Below are 18,948 nucleotides of genomic sequence, written 5' to 3'. Positions count from 1 at the left end.
TCAGTGAACCTTCTTTCCCTCGAACGTGGAGCCCATGCGCGGCGTGCGCGCGGCGAGCTCCGTGCCCGGAATCCATTTGTAGCCAGCGGCCACTGTCTCGGACGGGGAGCCGTCGGAGTTGAGCTGGTCGCGCCAGATGTACGAGCGGTGGTCGCGCGGCAGGTCCGCCAGCCGCACGTAGTCCTGTCCGTTGGAGGCCATGTCCTCCTCTTGATTCAGTGTCTTGCGAACGAAGTCGCGGTGTTCCTTGAAGCCGATGGGCTCCGGCAGCGTGCTGGGGAGCACCTCCGCCGCGTCACGCTTCTCCACGTTCTGGAAGATTTCCTTCACGTAGTGGAGCTGTCCCAGCTCGTAGTCCAGGAAGCGCTGCCATATCTCCTTGATGCGCGAGTTCTTCTCGAAGGCCACGCACGAGTAGAAGTTGTAGACCTCGCAGGCCTCGTGCATCAGCCACTTCTCCAGCATGGACTCGTCCGGGTCCAGCAACGACTCGTACATGGAGGTGTGCTGCTCCTCGATGGAGGCAATCTCCGCGTAGAGCTGGCGGGCCACCGGGTCACTGAAGAACGGGCCGACCGTCATGTAGTAGTCGTGCGTCTGGTTCTCCGCCGCGGTGATGCTCATCGCGTGGAGCTTCGTCAGCGGGTGCGCCGTGCGCTTGTTGTAGGGACGGCGCAGGTCATCCAGCGGATGGCGATGCTCCACGGAGGTAGGCCGTCCAGGGATGATGTCCGTGTACGACTGGGTGATGTTGTTGGGGTCCTTCCCCTCCAGCCGGTCGTAGAGCGCGGAATAGCGATACAGGTGGTCGAAGTCCTCGAGCAGACCGAACCGGTACGTCTGGGCCAGGTAGGGGTCGGGCTCGCGCAGGGCCACGCTGGCCGTCACCTCGATGGCGACCTGTTCAAAGCCCAGGGTGGTCTCCAGCGGCGACTGGTCCGCGGGGTTGAGCCAGTTGATGAGCGTCTGTTCGTACTGCTCCACGCGGCGAATCAACGCCAGCGGCTCCCGCAGCTCGCGGTTCATGCGCGCGAAGGCATGCTTGGTCCGCAGTGCGTCCGCCATGATGCCGTTCATGTAGATGACGCACACGCGGGTGAAGGCGTCATCATCCAGCTTGCTGTAGGGGCGCCGCACCAGGTCCTTCCAGGTGAAGACCTGCTTGTCGAGCGGGACGCCTTTTTCTTGGAGGATATCCAGGGCCACGTCTGACTCCTTGAAAGCGAAAATCCGTGCCGAACTGAGTGCAAAGGTCCGGACGGCACCGACATGTGGCAAACGGTCCACGGGTTTCCGGAAGGGTGACGTCAGAGGCGCCAGCGGCCCGCCTGGGTGCCTGCTGGGGCCCCCTCTGAAATCTCGGGTTTCTCCGTGAGTACACGGCCGATACACCCAGCCATGCGAGGTGACTGCCCACGCCCCTGCTGCTGGGGTAGTGTCCACCCCAGCACGCTTCGCAAGAGGGGGACGTGGCAGGCGAGCGCTGGAAGACGGTCCGTTCTCGGTGGCAGAACCACTGGCGGCTGATGCTGGGCGTGGCGGTGCTGGCCACCACGCTGGCCGCCGTCTGCCTTCACTTCGACGCGAGGCTGGGCGGCCTGCTGGAGGAAGCGGAGCGCTCCGCGTACGACACCGTCGTCACGCGCTTCACCGCGCGGCGCGAGGTGTCATCCCAGGTGGTGCTGGTCACCATCGACCAGCCAAGCCTGGAGCGCATCCGCGCCAACGAACAGTACGCGCTCAACTTCGGAAGCTGGCCCTACAGCCGCAACCTCTGGGCGCGCGTGGTGGAACAGCTGGAAGCCGAGGGTGCTCGGGCCATCGTGTTCGACGCCGTCATGGACGAGCGCGGCACGGACGAGTCCATGGACCTGGCCTTCGCGCAGGTGCTCCAGGAGACGTCCATCCCCTTCTACCTGGGGGTCTCCACCCACGCGAACGCGCCGCTGCTGCCCCCCGCTGACTTCAGCGCGGCGGTGGTGGTGGACAGCCCCACTCAGGAGGAGGACACCTTCCCGGAGGAAGCCGGCGCGGAGACGTTCGAGGACGGCGCCCTGGAGGCGGTCCTTCCCTCCGCTTCTCCCGAGCAGCTTGCCCGGGCCATCGCGTTTCCGGTGCGCGCGAACGGCCGGACGCTGCCCGCGCTGGATTACGCGACGTCCTCGGGGGAGCGGCTCCCCAGCCACCCGGTGCCGCCCATTCCCGTGCTGGTGGGCGCGGTGGATGGCTTCGGGCTGGTGGAGCCGGAGTCGGACGCCGACGGCTTCATGCGCCGCACGCGCTTCGTCTATTCGGATGGTCCCAATGCCTTCGCGACGCTGCCGGTGCGCGTGGCCGCGGGCCTTCTGGGCGCCAGCGCCATCGAGTTCTCCGGGCGCACGCTGCGCCTGGGCTCGCGCACCTACGCCGTGGATGCGGATGGCAGCGCTGGCATCGACTTCGGCGGGCAGTTGCATGACCGCTTCACCAGCGTTCCACTCATCTCCGTGCTCGACGCGTGGGTGCACCGGGGCCAGGGCCAACCCACGGGGCTGCCGCCGGACGTCTTCCGCGGCAAGGTGGTCATCATTGGCGGCAACGCGGTGGGCCTCAACGACGTCAAGGCCACGTCCTTCTCGTCGCATGAGCCCGGCGTGGTGAAACAGGCGGCGGTGCTGGACACGCTCCTGGGCAACGGCCGCTTCATCACCCGCGCGCCGCTGGGGGTGAGTCTGGCGCTCGTCTTCGCGGTGGCCTTCGTGTCGGTGGTGCTGCTGATGACGACGCGCTGGACGCCGCTGGAGATTGCGTGGCCGCTGGGGCTCTACGCCGGCATGAGCTGGGTGACGGGCCCCGCCCTTGGACTGACGAACACCTACGTGCTCACCGCCCTGCCCGCGCTGGCGGGCGTGCTGGCCAGCGTCAGCGCGGTGGCCTTCAACCACCTGGTGGCCAACGAAGAGGCGGCCTTCATCCGGCAGGCCTTCAGCCGCTTCATGGAGCCCAAGCTGGTGGAGCAGATGATTGCCCAGCGCGAGCTGCCTCGGCTGGATGGGGAGAATGTCGAAATCACCGCCTTCTTCAGCGACATCCGAGGCTTCTCCACCTTCAGCGAGCGCTTCAAGGACGACCCGCGCAACCTGGTGCGCCTGCTCAATACGTATCTGACGCGGGTGAGCGCGGCGCTGCTGAAGGAAGGTGGGTGCCTGGACAAGTACATCGGTGACGCTGTGGTGTGTCTCTTCGGCGCGCCGATGCGACAGACGGACCACGCGCTGCGCGGCTGCAAGGGCGCGCTCGCGGCGAAGGCGGCGGTGGACCGGCTGCGCGACGAGTTCCGCGCCCAGGGGCTACCGGACATGTACACACGCATCGGCGTCAACACCGCGGTCAACTTCGTGGGCAACTTCGGCAGCGAGCAGCTCTTCAGCTACACCGCGATTGGCGACGGGATGAACTTGGCCGCGCGGCTGGAGGGCGCGAACAAGGCCTATGGCTCCGTCATCATGATTGGCCCGCGCACGTACGAACTGGCGCGCGAGCACATCGAGGTGCGGGAGCTGGACCGGGTGCGCGTGGCGGGCAAGACGGAGGCCGTCACCGTGTACGAATTGCTCGCGCTCAAGGGCGGGCTGGACGCGCGCAAGCGGGAGACAGTGGAGCGATATCACGCGGCGCTGGCGCTCTACCGCGCGGCGCGGTTCGAGGAAGCAGCAGCGGTGCTGAATGCGCGCCGCGCGGAGGACCCGGAGGACGGGCCCACGCAGGCGTTGCTGGAGCGCTGTCAACGATATGTGAAGGCGCCGCCGCAGGACTTCGACGGCGTGGCGAACCTGGACAAGTGAGCGGTGAGGAAAGGAGTCGGGGAGACATGGGGATGAAGACGCGGGTGGCGTGGACCACCGCCCTGCTGGCGCTGGCGATTCCGGCGGGGGCGTCGGCCGTGAAGGTCGGCGAGCCGCTGTACGTGAAGGCGAAGAACACGCGCGTGCAGGCGAGCCCGTCCGGCTCGGACAACGCCGTGGCGGTGCTCCAGCCCGGAGAGCGGGTGACGTGGGGCGGCGCGGATGCGAAGCACAAGCAGTGGCACCGGGTGACCACGGCCACCGGCAAGAAGGGTTTCGTGTTCCAGACGAACCTGTCCACCACGCCGCCCAACATGGAGCTGGTGACGCAAGGGAATGGCACCCAGCAGGTGGACCCGAAGAAGTTCGTCGCCAGTGGCGCCGCGGTGAAGGCGCTCAGCCCCGGCGCGGAGCAGTACGGCAAGGACAAGGGCGGCGACCACGGCAAGGCCGTGCGGGACATCCAGGCGCTGGAGACGCTGGCGAAGTCGGTGTCCACGGCGGACATCGCCGCGCACGTGACGGCGGCGGGGCTCTTCCCCGTGGTGGGCGCCAGCGACACGGTCGCGAAGGCCGGAACGAACAAGCGGAGCGGCAACCGATGATGCGAACGGGCTGGAAGGTGCTCGCGTTGGTGGGTCTGGGCGCGCTGTCGGCGTCCTGCAAGGGCTTCAATGCTTCCTCGCTCACCCGGGGTGAGAACCTCCTGGGGAAGCTGAGCGCCGCGTCCGCGGAAGCCAAGACGTGCAAGAAGCTGCGCGCCGCTCCCAGCGTACAGGAGGAGTACGCCCTGGGCGGCGCGCTGGCCATCAACTTCGTGCGGCGGGGTGGCGGGCTGCTGCTGGACGGCCCCAACGACGCGCTCCACCGCTACGTCAACGTCGTGGGGAAGAACCTGGCGGCGCAATCCGCGCGGCCCACGCTCGAGTGGACCTTCGGCGTGCTCCAGGACACGTCCCAGTTCAACGCGATGTCCGCGCCCGGTGGCTACGTCTTCGTCACCCGGAAGCTGCTCCAGGGACTGGAGAACGAAGGACAGCTGGCCGGCGTGCTGGCGCACGAAATCGCCCACGTCACGCTCAAGCACGCCATCCACCAGTACGGCGACGCGAAGGTGAAGACGTGCGAGCTGGTCACCTACGGCGAGGCCGTGCTCTCCCCCACCGCGGTGAAGGTGCTCTCCGCGGGCCGCAATGGCGACGGGACGCTGGATTTGGACCAGGACCCGGGCCTGCTGGGCCACCTGAGCGAGAAGACCATCGACCTCATCGACAAGGGGAACGCCAAGGAGCAGGAGCTGGAGGCGGACCGGATCGCCGTCGAGCTGATGCTCTCCGCGGGCTACACGCCGGACGACTACCTCGCCCTGCTGGCCAAGACGAAGGACGGGGGCAGCACCTTCGCCAACCACCCGGGGAAGGACGAGCGCCGGCGCAACATCCTCGCGCACGTCCAGGCACTGAAACAGCCGGCTGGCGCCTTCAGTGGACTGGCCACCGAAGGACTCCGCTCGCCGCCGCTCAGCCCCGCCTTCGCCGCCGTGCGCGGTGGAAACAACGCACGCGGCGTGGCGAAGGACGGGAAGTAGCCGGGCGGCTTCAGCGCACCGTGGCCTGACTCAGGGCCCGGTGCACCGACTCCAGGGCCTTGCGCGCCTCGAGCAGTTCGGCGCGCTCGGCGGTGAGCGAGGCCACCTGCTGGGCCAGCACGTCGCGCTCTCCCTGGAGCGCCTCCACCGCGCGCTGGAGCGACATGGACTCGTCCTTGGCGGACTCCAGCTCTCCGGCGAGCCGCTCCTCCTCGGCCAGACTGTCCACCAGGGACTGCTTGCCGCGGGCGACCTCTTCTTCCAGGGCCTCGCGCTCCTTGGCAGCGGCCTGAAGCGCCTGCCGCGTCTCCTGGAGCGACAGCAGCGCCTCGTCGCGCTCGCCCTCCAGCGCGGACAGCTCGCGCTCCAGGTCGGCCAGCAACTTCACCCGGCCCTCCATCTCCGAGGACAGGCGGCGCGCCTCGTCCATGCGCAGGCGGGCCTCTTCCGTGGCCTTCTCCGCCTGACGGCGCGACACCTCCAGGTCCTGCGTGAGGGAGAGGTTGAGCGCCTTCACCTTCACCAGCTCCGCCTGGAGGTGGGTGATGCGCTCCACGGCGCGCTGACCCGCCTCCGCCACGGTGGCGGGCAGCGGCTCCGGGCGCGGATTCTCCCGCACTGCCTTGAGCCGGGCCTTCAGTCGCTCACGGCGGGCCGAGGAGTCCTGCCCGTCCTCGCGCGGCGGGGCCGGCCGCTGCACCTCCACCTCGGTGGGCGGCGCTTCGACACGGGCCACCGGCTCTGCGACGGTGGCGGTGACGTGCGGCATGGACACGGGAGCCGAGGCCTGCGTCATGGGGTGCGCCTCCGGAGGAGGACTGACGGCGTCGAAGTGCAGCGCCGGAGGCGGCGCGGCGAAGGTGACGGGCTCGGCGTGCGGCTCGGTGTCGAGCAACGCCTCCGCCTCCGGCGGAGCCCCGTACGTCACGGGCACGTCGGCGACCGCCTCGGGCTCCTGCGGGGGCTCCTCGTAGACAGGCGCGTCGTCCGGCTCGCGCAGGGCGGCGTCCATCGCCTCGGCGGCGCTGGGGCGCGGGCTGCGGGCGCGCTCGATGCGGGCGCGCACCTCGGCGGAGAGGTCGGGGGCCTCGGCGACGGGCTCGGGGGCCACTTCGGCCTCGGGCTCGGGAGGCGTGGGCTCGACGGGGTCGACGAGGCCCGTCAGCGCGCCCAGGCGGAGGCGCGGCTTGGCGCGGGACACGTTCTGTTCAAAGGCTTTCTTCATGGTTCTCAGCCGGCCTGCTGGGTGCCCTTCGTCTGGGCGGCGGCTGCCGCGGCCACCAGCCGGGGCAGGATGTTGTCAATCATGGCCTGGATGTCGTTGGCCCCCTTGGACGAGGGGTCCGCGACGAACACCGGCCGCCCCTCGCTGGAGGCCTGCGCGAACTTGGTGCACTGCCGGATGATGGTGGGCAGCAGGAACTCCGGATAGTGCGTCTGGAGCGCCTCCAGCGCCTCCTTCGCCAGCTTGAAGGTGGCGTTGAAGGAGTTGACCACGATGAAGACGTGGTCGAGCACGTGGTTCAGGTCCTCCTCCAGGCTCTGCACCGTTTCGAACAGCAGCTTGAGGCCGTGGAAGGACAGGAAGTCCGCGAGCACGGGGACGAACAAGTCGTTCGCCGCCATCAGCGCGTTGAGGTTGAGCAGGCCGAAGGACGGCGGCGCGTCGAAGACGACGACGTCGTACTGGGCCTCCACGTCCTTGAGGGCGTTGCGCAGCTTGAACTCGCGGCCAGCCATGGGCATCAGCGCGAGGTCCACCGTGGACATGGTCAGGTTGGACGGGACGAAGTCCAGGTTGGGCAGCGAGGACTTCTGGATGACCTTGGCCAGGGGCGTCTTGCGGACGAGGACGTCCAGGAGCGTCTTCTCGAAGTCCTCGCCCTCGTAGCCCAGGCACTTGGTGGCGTGGCCCTGGCTGTCGAGGTCGATGAGGAGCACCGCGTAGCCCAGCTCCGCCAGGCGCCAGGCGTAGGACGTGGACAGCGACGTCTTGCCGGTGCCGCCCTTGAAGTTCAGGAAGAGCTGGCGGCGGTGGCCCACCCGCGCCGGGAAACGGTCGAGCGTGGTGCGCAGCTCCCAGATGTCGTCTGGCGTGTAGGCGTCCTTCCGCGATTCCTCCGGAATCTGCTTCGGGGACACGCCGAGCATCTCGGCGACCTGCTTGGAGCTGTACGTCGGCGCTTCCATGGACGACCCTTCGAAAGACGTGCGGGACGGCTACCTTGCCTCAAGCGGCGAAGTATTTGTGCCCCCTTCGAATCACCGCTCCCCGTGCGGACAACAGAGTGAGCGCCTCCTGGGCGAGCTCCGAGGGCGCCGAGAGCGCGACCGCCAGCTCGACGAGCGAGCGGCCTCGGACGGCGACGCGGACCTCGGCCAGCATCTGCGTGCAGAGGACTTCCACCGGTGACGCACTGGGGCGCACGGGGGCCGCCGGACGGGACGGCTCCGCGGCGGCAGCGGGAACACGCGGCGCGGGGGCGGCCTGCCCGGGCACCGCGCCCATGGCCACCAGGGCCGCTTGGACGGGGGACAGGCGAGCGGCCGGCGCACGCGGAGCCTGCGCGGGGCTGGATTGGCTTGGGGTGGCCTGCGGAGCTGGCGCGGGCGGACGCTGCACGGGAGCGGCGGCCTGTGGCGCGGGCGGACGCGGTGCGGAGGCGGCGGTCTGCGGAACCGACGCGGGCGGACGCTGCACCGGAGTGGCGGCCTGTGGCGTCGGCGCGGGCGGACGCTGCACGGGAGCGGCGGCCTGTGGCGTCGGCGCGGGCGTCGGCACCACCGGCGGTCCCACGGGGCCCGCTCGCCCCTGCACAGGCCCCACCGGACCAGCGCCCTGCGCAAGGCCCACGGTGACAGCCTGCCGATTCGCAGCCCCCACGGCGACGACCGCGTGAGCGGGCTGCTCGACCGCCGCCACCGGCGCCTGAACCACCGCGGCGACAGCCACTGCCGGCGCGACCGCCTGCACCGAAGCCACCATCGGACGAGGCTGCTCCAGCCGCGCCCGCACGGGCTTCACGGGCAACGTCGCCAGCCGGCGAATCTCCCGGCGGCGATGCGTCTCGTCCAGGTCCACCACCGCCGACACGTCCTGCCCCAGGATGCGCGACAGACTCTGCGCGGCGGCCTTGCGAACGCGCTGCTCGCGGTCACCCAAGGCGCCCAGCAGCAGCGTGCGTGCGTTCTCCCCAGCGCCGGCGCCGAGCGCCAGCGCGGCCAGCGCGCGCGCCTCCGGATCCGCGTCGTGGATGGCTTCCTCGCCCAGCCGCCGCGCCGTCTCCCCTTCCAGGCCCAGCGCCAGCAGCGACGCGCGTCGGCGCACCGAGCGGTCCGGGTCCTTCATTGCCTGCGCCAGATGCGGCGCCGCGTCCTTCGGCGCCAGCGTCAGGAGCGCCTTGAGCGCCGCGATGCGCACCTCCGGCACCGGCGACGCGAGCAGCGGCGACACCACCGACGCGCCCTCTTCCTGGCACAGCGACGCGAACGCCTGGAGCAGCGCCACCTGCGCCGTCGGATCCGTCTCCGCATGCAGCGCCGACGCCAGCGCGGGCGCGGCGGCCGGCTGTGACAGCGCCTTCAGGCGCTCCGCGGCACGCACCCGGGCCGCGCCATCCTGCGCGGACAGCTCGCGGATGGAGAACCCGAACAACGTCTCATCCGTCGGCCCGCCGAAACCCGCGTGCGTGGACAGCTCCGCGTGCTGCGCCGCGCTCACGCCCAACCGGCCCGCCTGCAGGAAGCGCTGCGCCTCACGCGCCACCGGAGACAGGCCGTCGTCCTCGACGACAGCGGCCACGGGCGGCTCGCTCACCGGCGCCGGCGTCACGGGGACACTGGCCGCCGTCTCACGCAGCGGCACCGGCGAGCGCCGCGTGGGGACCACCAGCCCGCGGGCCACCGGCCCCGCCTCACCGCGCAGCAGCACCTCGCTGCGAAGCTGGGAGATGAACGACGCCAGGTCGAGCCCCAGGTCGTCGTCCTCGTCGTCGCGCTCCTGGGCGGTGGCGCGGATGCGCCCCACGTCCAGCAGCTTGTCCATCATCTGGTTCCGCTCGCCGCGCAGGGCCTGGTTGAGCCGGGCCAGCTCCTCGCGTTCGGCCTGGAGCCGACCCACGCGGACCTCCAGCTCCGCGACCTCACGGCGCAGGCCCAGCTCGCGCTGGTGCGTCTCCGCGACCTCGCGCTTGAGGTGCTCCATCTCATCGCGCGTCGAAGCCAGCTCGCTGTGGAGCTGTTGGGCACGCGCCTCGAAGTAGACGATCTTTTCGAGTGCGCTCTTGAGCAGCGCGTCCGGACGCTCGTCGCTCACGACCTCAACAGCCTCCCCGCGAGGCGCGCGGCGCGGCCTGCGGATCCGAGTCACCGGGGGTTTGCACCGGATTCCCGGTACCTACCGGGGGGCCCACCCTACGTCAGACGTCCTCACTTCGTAAACCACGGAAACACCAGGGCTTTTTTCAGCGCGTCCCGGGCAGTCATTGACAACGCCGCGCAGGCCGAATTTTCGGCTTCCGCGCGCACGAGCGGGCCGCGCGAGAGACATCCGTCTCAAGGGGTTGAAGCGCTCGATTCCGGACGCTCCAGCAGGCCCTCCCGGAAGCCCCGGAATGTCAGACCCCACTCGTAATCTGTGTTCCACGAGGCAGCCAACGGCCGTCACTTCTCCCCGGAGCCTCTCCGCCTGGATGCGGGGGGACGAAGCCCTCTTTTCGACAGGTTTTCCGCACGCCATGGAACAACGACTGGCAACCCTCATTGGAAACGCGGTCCGCGCGGCGCGACAACGGCTGGAGCTGACCCAGGCCGACGTGGCCGAGCGCGTTGGCATCGCCACCGAGGTGTATGGCCGCCTGGAGCGCGGCCACATGCTCCCCAGCGTCCGCACGTTGCGCAAGCTGTGCCTGGTGCTCAACTGCTCGTCGGACGTGCTCTTGGGAATGGCGGGCGTGGAAGGCGCGCCCACGCTGGCGGAGGACCCGCCGGAATACCGTGAGCGTCCGGAAGTCCGCCGGCTGCTGCGCACGGTGCGCAAGCTGGACGCACCGCGTCTTCGCCTGTTGGGGCAGGTGGCGAACGCGCTCGAGACGTAGCGATACAGCGGCGACCCGGCCGGGGCGGTGAAGACCCTGGCTGGGACCTGAAGGGTGGTGAGGGGCCGGACGGATTGCGCCCTGGCGCAAGCGCTTGGCGCGTGGAGTGAAGCAGCCGCTGCTGGGGGGGCGTACTGAATGCTTCATGACCCCCGCCCGCCCCCCGCCCCCTTCAGCCGACCTGCCGCAGCTCGCGGTTCATGCGTTGTGGTGGGCGTGGTCCCCAGCCTTCATCTGGAGCTGGGACGCGCTTCCCTGGGTGGGGCGGCTGGCCATGTGCCTGCTGGGCTGGGCCATCTGCTTCTGGAACTACGCCGTCCTGCACAACCACATGCACGTGTCCATCGCCCGGCCTCCGCTGGCGCACTGGGTGGTGTCCCGTGCGCTGGGCATGGCGTGTGGGTTCCCCTACCGGGGCTACTTCATCCATCACTTCAACCACCACCGGTACGATGACGGCCCGGGCGACTGGGGCCGCCGCCGTCCCGGAGAGCGCGTCTTCCGCTACTGCCTGCGCTCGGCGCTGACGCCGTGGCTGTGGCCCTACGAGACGCTGGGCAAGGTCTGGCAGTCGGCGAAGAAGAAGAACCAGCGGCTGGAGCTGGCGGTGGATTTCCTGGTGGTGGACGGCGCGCTGCTGGCGCTCATCGTGTGGAAGCCCGCGCTGGGCCTGGCCTGGTGGGGGGTGCTGCTGGTGACGCAGTTCTGCATCCACTGGCTCAACCTGGCGGCCCACTTCGAAACGGACTCCGAGCAGAAGGACGCCCTGGGGACCACGTCCTATTCCGCCTTCTACAACCGGTGGTTCTTCAACGCGGGCTACCACCAAGCCCATCACCTGAAGCCGCAGGTGCCCTGGTACGAGCTTCCGGCCCTCACCGAGGAGCTCGCTCGGACGTCCAGGCTCCGTCCAGAGCTGACGACCGGGCTTTCCCCCATCAATCCGTTGTGGGTGGCACGGGTGGTGAAGCGCTATTCTGCCAAGCCGTGCGATCGGCAGACGGACTCGAAGATTACCTCCGGGACCCCCACGGCCGTTACCTAGTCGGGGAGGGCTTCCTCCACTGGTACGCCTCGGTGGACCTGTGCGGCTTCATCCTCTGGGGACGCCCCGGAGAGGCCGAGGTGCGCCGGCTCGTCCAGGTGCTGGACGTGGAGTTGTCCCCCGCCAAGCCGCATGCCTCGCTGGTGGACGCGCGCCGGCTGGAGGCCGCGGACCCCATGGCCTTTGCCGCCCTGGTCAAATACATGCAGCCCCGCGAGAAGGACTTCAGCACCTCCGTGCTGAAGCAGGCGCTGGTGCGGCCTGAAGGCGTGGTGGGCGCGGTGGTGGGCGGCTTCTACACGCTGCTGTCCGGGGCCTATCCCAGCCGGGCCTTCACCGCTCCCGACACCGCCCTTCAGTGGTTGGGGCAGCCAGAGGCCGAGGCCGCGGCGCTGCTGGCGGAGCTCAACGGACTGGTCGCGGAGGCCACCGGCCAGTCTCCCCTGCTGCGCGAGCTGCACCAGGTGATGCGGGGCCGGCTGCCGGAGGTGAATCTGTCGGACGTGGCCCGGGAGATGGGCATGTCCGAACGGACGCTGCAACGCCGGCTGAAGGAGGCCAGCACGTCCTTCCAGGCGGAGCTCAACGCGGTGCAGGTGCGCATGGCGCAGTCGCTGCTGCGCGAATCGAACATGAAGCTCACCGCGGTGGCGGTGGAGGTGGGCTGCGCCTCGCTCCAGCACTTCAGCAGCCTCTTCCGCAAGCTGGTGGGCGAGTCGCCCAGCGCGTGGCGGGACCGGCAGAAGCAGCCGCAGGGCGACGGCGCGCCACCACCCGCCGAGGCCCTGATGGAGGAAGCGCCCGGCAAGGGCCCCGTCGCGGGCACGTCCGAAGTCCCGGAGTAGTCACGCCCTGGAGCCGGGAAGCCGCTGGCTCCCAGCAATCCCTGCCAGTCACCACAGGCGCTCAACATTCCCAAACGTTGTCAGGCAGGACCGCGCGATTCAGCGGGTGACGCGCAAGTCATTGACACCTCGTGGGTGCGATACCTGGCACGCGGGACTCCGGGAGTTCCGACTCTCAGCGGACTTTCAGACTGATTCCCGCACTTCATGGCGATTTGACAATATTTATCCACAAACACTACAAAAACATAGAACGCGACGCCCACCCTGCCGGCGCTTCCACCGCTGGACTCGGAGCTGCCTCCCTTGACGCCCGGTCAATTACAGACAGCGCTGACGGACGCGATTCACCTGGCGCGGCAGGTGGACCTGCGCCGGTGCGAGCAGGAGGAGGCCCCGCGCCTCTTGCAGGAGTCCGTGCCGGCGCTTCGGAACGCCGTTCTCGCGGGGGCGCAGGCGATGGGCTCCGTTCGCGCCCATTACGAAGAGGATGAGGACCTGCCGGGCTTCGTGGCCGACATCCGGCGACAGCGCATCGCAGACCTGGCCTTCATGGCGCGCCTGGACCTGGGCGAACGGCTGGAGCGGCTGGGGGCGATGACGGCCTCCGAGGCGCCCTGGAACATCATCGCCAAGTGCAGCAGCGCCCGGCGCCGCCTCTTCAAGTGCGCCGCCGTGGTGGAGCGCGCGCTGTGCGCGCATGAGGGGCTGACGCCCCGGCTGGAAGGACTCCTCACCCAGGAGTTGGAGCGGTCGCTGAAGGTGCGTCAGGCCTACGTGCTGTTCCGCCGGGGGCTGCTCACGCGCGCGGAGCCCACGGCGCCGTGGCTGGCGCCCGTGCTGCGCCGGGCCGCGGTGTGCTTCTCCGAGCTGACGGGCCGGGAAATCTACGAGGACCTGCGCATCGAGGACCGCACCGAGCTGCGGCGGCTCCAGGCGGCGGTGCTGGACTGGCTGCGCGGGCAGGATGGCCATGACGCCGTGTCCGGCCGGAGGCTGTGGCAGGACATCGCGGTGTTCGCAGAGCTGCTCACACAGGTGAACCTCCGCCCCGAGCTGCGCGAGCACGACCAGGCGCTGCTGGTCTCACTCCTGCTCAGCCTGGAGCTGGACCCTTCGCTGAGCGCCGAGCGGCTGGCGGAGCTCGCCCATCCCCTGTTGGGCGTGGACGACATGCTGGACGACTGCATCGAGAATCCCACCGCCGTGGAGCGCGCGGAGTGGCGGGAGACACTGGAGCGGCTCGCCACGAACCTCCTGGGCGAACACGGCGCGATGCCTCCTCCCGAACAGGAGGCCCTGGCCGCCCCCCGCTGAAAGCCGTCCCCACTCGGCATTGAGAAAGGAGCGCAGCGCCGTGATTCAAGCCAGGGACCTGGGCGCCGGCTATGGCCCTCGCGCGGTGCTGGCGAAGCTCTCTTTTGATTTGCCCTGGCGGCGCGCCAGCGTGGTGCTGGGCCCGGGTGGCAGTGGCAAGAGCACCCTGCTGCGGGCCCTGGTCAACGACCGGCTCGGAGACGGCGCTGACTTCTGGGTGCGGGGCCAGCTCAGCCTTCCCGTATCGGCGCAGGCGGTGGTGCCCCAAGGCCGGCCCGCGGAGTCCCGCACACTGGGCGAGCTGCTCGGCCCCGATGCGCGCCAGACACTGGAGTCCGTGTGGGCCTGCGCTCCAGCGGCGGCGGTGCGGCTGGACCGCCTGCGCGAGCGGCCGGTGGCGCTGCTGCCCGAAGGGCTGTGGCGGCTGGCCCTGCTCACCGTCGCCATCGCCCACAAGGCGCCCCTGGTCCTCCTGGACGAGCCCGAAGTGGGACTGTCGGGAGACGGCATCCGCTGGTTGGCGCGGCGGCTGTTGATGCTACGGGCCGAGCGCACCGTGGTGCTCGTCACGCAGCACCTCCCGCTGGCGCGCATGGTCGCCGACCACGTGCTGCTCCTCGATGAGGGGATGCTCGTGGACCAGGCCTCGCCCCGGGACTTCTTCGACGAGCCCGGGCTCCGTCGCCACACCTGCTGACGGTTCAGCGCGACACGCCACACCGTTCCACGGCGCCGCAGCTCGAGCTGCGACTCCAACGCGGGAGGTGAGGTGGCGGAGAGGGTGGCCGGGCGCACCCTCCGCGCGGTGTGGCCAACCTAGCGCTTGGCGGCCTTCGCGCCCCGCTGGAGACGGCGCGCCTTGCCCAGACGAGGGGCATCCGCGCGAGGACGGCGCGGCGTGGGCGCTCGCTTGCCTGCGGGCAGAATGGGGTCGGGACACACCGCGCGGAGCTTGCACCCCTTGCACTCGGCCCCGCTCCACACCGCTTCGTAGAGCGCCGTCACCCGGTCGATGACGTCGAAGTCCTCGGTGACGAAGCCCAGCTCGAAGTTGCGCGCGGAGTCGCCCTTGGCGCCCAGTCCCGCGCCGGTGAGGTTGGCGCTGCCCAGGTATGCCCAGGCGCCATCCACCACCACCGCCTTGAAGTGCACGCGCGGACAGACCTTGAGCGACAAGCCCCCCGCCACCAGCCGCGCCTGCCGGTCGAAGGCGGCGCGAAAGGGCCGGCTGGGCAGCTCCGCGTGCAACAGCCGCAGCGCCACTCCACGCGCGGCGAGCGTGTCCAGCACGTCCACCAGCGGGACGAAACGGCCGCCGTGCTCCACGAACATCGCCTTCACGTTGGCCGTGGCCATCCACACCGACTCCCGGGCGTGGAGCAGCTTCTCCAACACCACCTCCCGGTACAGCGCGCTGCCCGACAGGAGCTCCGCCTCGATGGGACGCATGGGACACACTCCAGCACACACGCCCTCACCCCGCCACCTGGCGGACAAATGACCTTCAGTCACTTGACGAATGACCGTGGGTCATTCATCCATGAGCCATGGCCAGCACCTCAGCGACGAAGGCGAATCGGGCCCTGCCCCAGCGAGCTCGGAAGGACGAGGACAAGGAAGCGCGGCGGCAGCTCATCCTGGATGAGGCCCTGGCCCTGTATCAGTCGACGTCCTATGCCGAGGTGAAGATGGCGGACGTGGCCGGCCGGGCGATGCTGGCCAAGGGCACGGTGTTCCTCTACTTCCCCACCAAGGAGGCGCTGTTCCTGGCGCTGCTGGAGGACCTGCTCTTCGCGTGGTTCGCCCGGCTGGACGGGCTGCTCGTGGAGGACTCGTCGGCCTGGACGGGGCCCCGGCTGGCGCGCACGGTGGCCGAGTCGCTGGAGGGCGAGGTGGCCCTGACGCGGCTGCTCGCGCTGCTGCAGACGGTGCTGGAGCAGAACGTGACGGCCGAGCAGCTCCGCCCGTTCAAGGAGCGGCTGCTGGCGGCGCTGCTCCGCGCGGGCACATTGGTGGAGCAGCGGCTGCCCTTCCTCCATGCCGGAGAAGGCCCGCGCTTCTTCATCCACCTGCACGCGCTGGTGACGGGCCTGCGGCAGATGGCGGACGTGGCCCCGGTGGCGCGCGAGGTGCTGGAGGCACTGCCCCACCTGGCGCCGCTGCGCGTCGACTTCACCGCCGAGCTGACGACGGCCCTCACCACCCTTCTTCGCGGGCTGGAGTCCCGCTGAGCCTCCGTTCCCATCCTCTGGAGAACCCCATGCTCGAAGCAACGTCTCAAGCCAACACGCAGCCCACCGCGGACACCGAGCGCATCCGCGCGGTGTTCGAAGCCCAGCGCGCGCACCGCTGGACGATGTCTCGCACCACGGCCGCCGAACGCATCGCCCGGCTGAAGCGGCTGCGTGAAGCCATCATCGCCCGCCGCGCGGAGCTGGCGGACGCCATCCACGCGGACTTCCGCAAGCCCGCGGTGGAGGTGGAGCTGACGGAGCTGCACCCCACGCTGGAGGAGCTGAACCACACGGTGCGGCACCTCAAGTCGTGGATGAAGCCCATGCGGGTGGGCACGCCGATGCTGCTGGCGGGCTCGTCCAGCCACGTGCGCTACGAGGCGCGCGGCACGGTGCTGCTGCTGTCGCCGTGGAACTACCCCTTCAACCTGCTGGTGTCGCCGCTGGTGGCCGCCATCGCCGCGGGCAACACCGTCATCTGCAAGCCCAGCGAGAAGACGCCGCACACCTCGCGCTTCCTGGCGCAGTTGGTGAAGGACGTGTTTCCCGAGAGCGAGGTGGCGCTGTTCGAAGGCGGCGCGGAGACGGCCGAGGCGCTGCTGGAACTGCCCTTCGACCACATCTTCTTCACCGGCAACACGCGCATCGGCCGCAAGGTGATGGAGGCCGCGGCGAAGCACCTGGCCAGCGTGACGCTGGAGCTGGGTGGCAAGTCGCCCGTCATCGTCGATGAGACGGCGGACGTCGGCGCCGCGGCGGAGCGCCTGTGCTGGGGCAAGTTCGTCAACGGCGGCCAGACGTGCGTGGCGCCGGACTACGTGTTCGTGCACGCGTCGAAGGAGCGGGCGTTCCTGGACGCGCTCAAGGCGTCCATCACGCGCTTCTACGGCGGCACCGAGCAGGAGCGGCAGGCGAGCCCTGACCTGACGCGACTGGTGGACCCGGTGGCGTGGCGGCGGGTGAAGGACCTGCTCGAGCGCTCGGTGGCCGCGGGAGCGAAGGTGGAGGTGGGCGGGGAGACGGACGAGCCCTCGCGCTACATCGCGCCCACCGTGCTGTCCGGCGTGACGGCGGAGAGCCCGGTGATGGAGGGCGAGATTTTCGGACCGGTGCTGCCGGTGCTCACCTTCCAGTCCCGTGAAGAGGTCTACGCGCATATCCGCGCGGGTGGGAAGCCTTTGGCCCTCTACGTGTTCAGCCAGGACAAGCGGGCGGTGGAAGACATCTTCCAGAACACCACGTCGGGTGGCGCGGTGGTGAACAACGTGCTCGTCCACCTCGCGAACCCCAACCTCCCGTTCGGAGGGGTTGGTACCAGTGGCCTGGGGAACTACCACGGCCATTTCGGCTTCAAGACGTTCAGCCATGAGCGGGCAGTGATGGTTCAGTGGATGAAGTCGCTGGCTTCGGTGTTCTTCCCGCCGTATCGCGGGAAGGCGCAGGAATTGGCCTCCCGCGCGACCCGGCTGATGGAGTAGGCAACCCAGGCCGGGGCACCTCCGGAAGGAGCCGGGCGATGCGCGTGGTGAAGTTGGAAGAAGCACGGATGCCGGACGGTGTGCAGGAGGCGTTCGACCGCCTTCATGCGCATCGCTGGGAGGTGGCGCGCCGCGGCATGAAGGAACGGCTGGCCCGGCTGGAGCAGCTCAAGACGCTGCTCGTCGCCCGGCGCGAGGCCCTGGCCGAGGCGCTCCACGCCGACTTCCGCAAGCCGCGCGCGGAGGTGGAGGCCACCGAGGTCCTCCCCGTCCTGATGGAGTTGGCCGCCATCCAGAAGCACCTCAAGACGTGGATGAAGCCCCGGAAGGTCTCCACGCCCCTGCTGCTCACCGGCACGTCCAGCCTGGTGCAGTACGAGCCCCGGGGCGTGGTGCTGGTGATGGCCCCGTGGAACTACCCCTTCCACCTACTGGTGTCGCCGCTGGTCGCCGCGGTGGCCGCGGGCAACGCCGTCCTGTGCAAGCCCAGTGAGAAGACGCCCAACACGGCGCGCTTCATCGCGGAGCTGGTGAAGGATGTCTTCCCCCCAGAAGAGGTCGCGGTGGTGGAGGGAGGCCCGGAGGTGGGCGAGGCGCTGCTGCGGCTGCCCTTCGACCACTTCTTCTTCACCGGTGGGGCCCGCGTGGGCCGGCGGGTGATGGAGGCCGCGGCGAAGCACCTGGCCAGCGTGACGTTGGAGCTGGGCGGCAAGTCGCCCGTCATCGTCGATGAGACAGCGGATGTCACCGCCGCCGCCGAGCGCGTGGTGTGGGGCAAGTTCCTCAACGGCGGCCAGACGTGCATCGCCCCCGACCACGTCTGGGTCCACGCGTCGAAGGAAGAGGCCCTGCTGGAGGCGATGAAGGAGGCCCTGGAGCGCTTCTACGGCCGCACCGAGGAGGCGCGCCGCGCGAGCCTGGACCTGTGCCGCATGGTGGATGACGGCGCTTTCACGCGGGTGCGCCAGTTGATGGACCGCACCGTGGAGGCTGGCGCGCGCGTGGTGGTGGGCGGCGGCGTGGGCGCGGAGTCGCGTTACATCGCGCCCACGGTGCTCGCGGATGTGACACCGGACGCGCCCATCATGGCCGAGGAGATTTTCGGACCGGTGCTGCCGGTGCTGCGCTTCGAATCCCTGGACGAAGTGGTGTCGCACGTGCGCGAGGACGGCAAGCCCCTGGCGCTCTACGTGTTCAGCAACGACGAGGCCACAGTGGAGCGGCTGCTGCGGGAGACTCGCGCGGGCGGCACGTGCATCAACACGGTCGTGCTGCACAATGTGAATCCGAACCTGCCCTTCGGCGGCGTGGGCGCCAGCGGCGTGGGCGCGTATCACGGCGAGACGGGTTTCCGGACCTTCAGCCACGAGCGCGCGGTGCTGCGCCAGGGGCGTACGTCCCTGGTCCACCTGTTCTTCCCGCCCTTCACGGGCAAGGCGCAGAAGCTGGCGCGGCTGGCGGGGCGGTTGTTCGAATAGGCGTGAAATGAGAGATGCTCCGGTCCGTTATGCCTGAGACCTC

The 18,948-nt window shown here is 69.7% G+C and carries 16 protein-coding genes; 11 read left to right on the top strand and 5 right to left on the bottom strand.

From position 1 onward, the window contains the following. Complete coding sequence (locus tag FL344_RS06065; protein ID WP_141591754.1) at positions 1-1,206, bottom strand: hypothetical protein; 1,206 nt, start codon at positions 1,204-1,206, stop codon at positions 1-3. 263 nt (positions 1,207-1,469) lie between these two features. On the opposite strand from FL344_RS06065, the gene FL344_RS06060 reads away from it, so the two are divergent. The 3 genes from FL344_RS06060 to FL344_RS06050 are packed head-to-tail and all read left to right on the top strand — an operon-like array spanning position 1,470 to position 5,412. Then, a complete protein-coding gene (locus FL344_RS06060) occupies positions 1,470-3,824 on the top strand; it encodes a CHASE2 domain-containing protein (protein ID WP_141617854.1) in 2,355 nt (784 codons plus the stop codon). Between the two features lie 26 nt (positions 3,825-3,850). Then, positions 3,851-4,429, top strand: coding sequence for an SH3 domain-containing protein (locus tag FL344_RS06055; RefSeq protein ID WP_194863009.1), 579 nt, complete (start codon positions 3,851-3,853; stop codon positions 4,427-4,429). Then, positions 4,426-5,412: a M48 family metalloprotease gene (locus tag FL344_RS06050; RefSeq protein ID WP_141591751.1), complete on the top strand. Its 987-nt coding sequence runs from the start codon at positions 4,426-4,428 to the stop codon at positions 5,410-5,412. Before FL344_RS06055 ends, FL344_RS06050 begins: the two co-directional genes overlap by 4 nt. A gap of 10 nt (positions 5,413-5,422) precedes the next feature. On the opposite strand, the gene FL344_RS06045 is transcribed toward FL344_RS06050, so the two are convergent. The 3 genes from FL344_RS06045 to FL344_RS06035 are packed head-to-tail and all read right to left on the bottom strand — an operon-like array spanning position 5,423 to position 9,727. After that, a complete protein-coding gene (locus FL344_RS06045) occupies positions 5,423-6,637 on the bottom strand; it encodes an extensin-like protein (protein ID WP_141617852.1) in 1,215 nt (404 codons plus the stop codon). A gap of 5 nt (positions 6,638-6,642) precedes the next feature. Next, entirely contained in the window at positions 6,643-7,602 is a 960-nt protein-coding gene (locus tag FL344_RS06040) for a ParA family protein (protein WP_141617851.1), read from the bottom strand. Positions 7,603-7,642: 40 nt separating this feature from the next. Next, a complete protein-coding gene (locus FL344_RS06035) occupies positions 7,643-9,727 on the bottom strand; it encodes a HEAT repeat domain-containing protein (RefSeq protein ID WP_228564815.1) in 2,085 nt (694 codons plus the stop codon). Between the two features lie 421 nt (positions 9,728-10,148). Between FL344_RS06035 and FL344_RS06030 the strand changes: the two genes are divergently transcribed. The 5 genes from FL344_RS06030 to FL344_RS06010 all read left to right on the top strand — a co-directional run bounded on the left by FL344_RS06030 (position 10,149) and on the right by FL344_RS06010 (position 14,412). Then, the gene (locus tag FL344_RS06030) at positions 10,149-10,508 is read left to right on the top strand and encodes a helix-turn-helix transcriptional regulator (protein WP_026114223.1); all 360 of its coding nucleotides are present in this window, start codon (positions 10,149-10,151) and stop codon (positions 10,506-10,508) included. A gap of 145 nt (positions 10,509-10,653) precedes the next feature. Then, positions 10,654-11,553 carry a fatty acid desaturase gene (locus FL344_RS06025; protein WP_194863008.1) on the top strand — a complete coding sequence of 300 codons (900 nt, stop codon included), beginning with the start codon at positions 10,654-10,656 and terminating at the stop codon, positions 11,551-11,553. An 80-nt stretch (positions 11,554-11,633) separates the two neighbouring features. Beyond that, entirely contained in the window at positions 11,634-12,398 is a 765-nt protein-coding gene (locus FL344_RS06020) for a helix-turn-helix transcriptional regulator (protein ID WP_194863012.1), read from the top strand. A gap of 306 nt (positions 12,399-12,704) precedes the next feature. Continuing rightward, positions 12,705-13,715: a hypothetical protein gene (locus tag FL344_RS06015; protein ID WP_141617848.1), complete on the top strand. Its 1,011-nt coding sequence runs from the start codon at positions 12,705-12,707 to the stop codon at positions 13,713-13,715. Between the two features lie 40 nt (positions 13,716-13,755). Further along, on the top strand, positions 13,756-14,412 hold the full coding sequence (locus FL344_RS06010) for an ABC transporter ATP-binding protein (RefSeq protein ID WP_194863007.1): 657 nt from the start codon (positions 13,756-13,758) through the stop codon (positions 14,410-14,412). A 119-nt stretch (positions 14,413-14,531) separates the two neighbouring features. Here the strand turns inward: FL344_RS06010 and FL344_RS06005 are convergent, their stop codons facing one another. Next, on the bottom strand, positions 14,532-15,164 hold the full coding sequence (locus tag FL344_RS06005; RefSeq protein WP_141617846.1) for a phospholipase D-like domain-containing protein: 633 nt from the start codon (positions 15,162-15,164) through the stop codon (positions 14,532-14,534). A gap of 98 nt (positions 15,165-15,262) precedes the next feature. On the opposite strand from FL344_RS06005, the gene FL344_RS06000 reads away from it, so the two are divergent. From FL344_RS06000 to FL344_RS05990, 3 genes are read left to right on the top strand one after another with little or no spacing between them, the layout of a single operon-like run. After that, the gene (locus tag FL344_RS06000; protein WP_141617845.1) at positions 15,263-15,946 is read left to right on the top strand and encodes a TetR/AcrR family transcriptional regulator; all 684 of its coding nucleotides are present in this window, start codon (positions 15,263-15,265) and stop codon (positions 15,944-15,946) included. A gap of 29 nt (positions 15,947-15,975) precedes the next feature. After that, positions 15,976-17,427 (top strand): aldehyde dehydrogenase family protein, encoded by a 1,452-nt coding sequence (locus FL344_RS05995; protein ID WP_141617844.1) that lies wholly within the window; start codon positions 15,976-15,978, stop codon positions 17,425-17,427. Positions 17,428-17,465: 38 nt separating this feature from the next. Next, positions 17,466-18,905 carry an aldehyde dehydrogenase family protein gene (locus FL344_RS05990; protein ID WP_141617843.1) on the top strand — a complete coding sequence of 480 codons (1,440 nt, stop codon included), beginning with the start codon at positions 17,466-17,468 and terminating at the stop codon, positions 18,903-18,905. The last annotated feature ends 43 nt before the right edge of the window (positions 18,906-18,948 follow it).

Origin of the sequence: Myxococcus sp. AB036A, assembly GCF_006547355.1 — a bacterium.
Classification (GTDB): Bacteria; Myxococcota; Myxococcia; order Myxococcales; family Myxococcaceae; genus Myxococcus; species Myxococcus virescens.
This window is presented reverse-complemented; position numbering and strand designations above follow the sequence as displayed.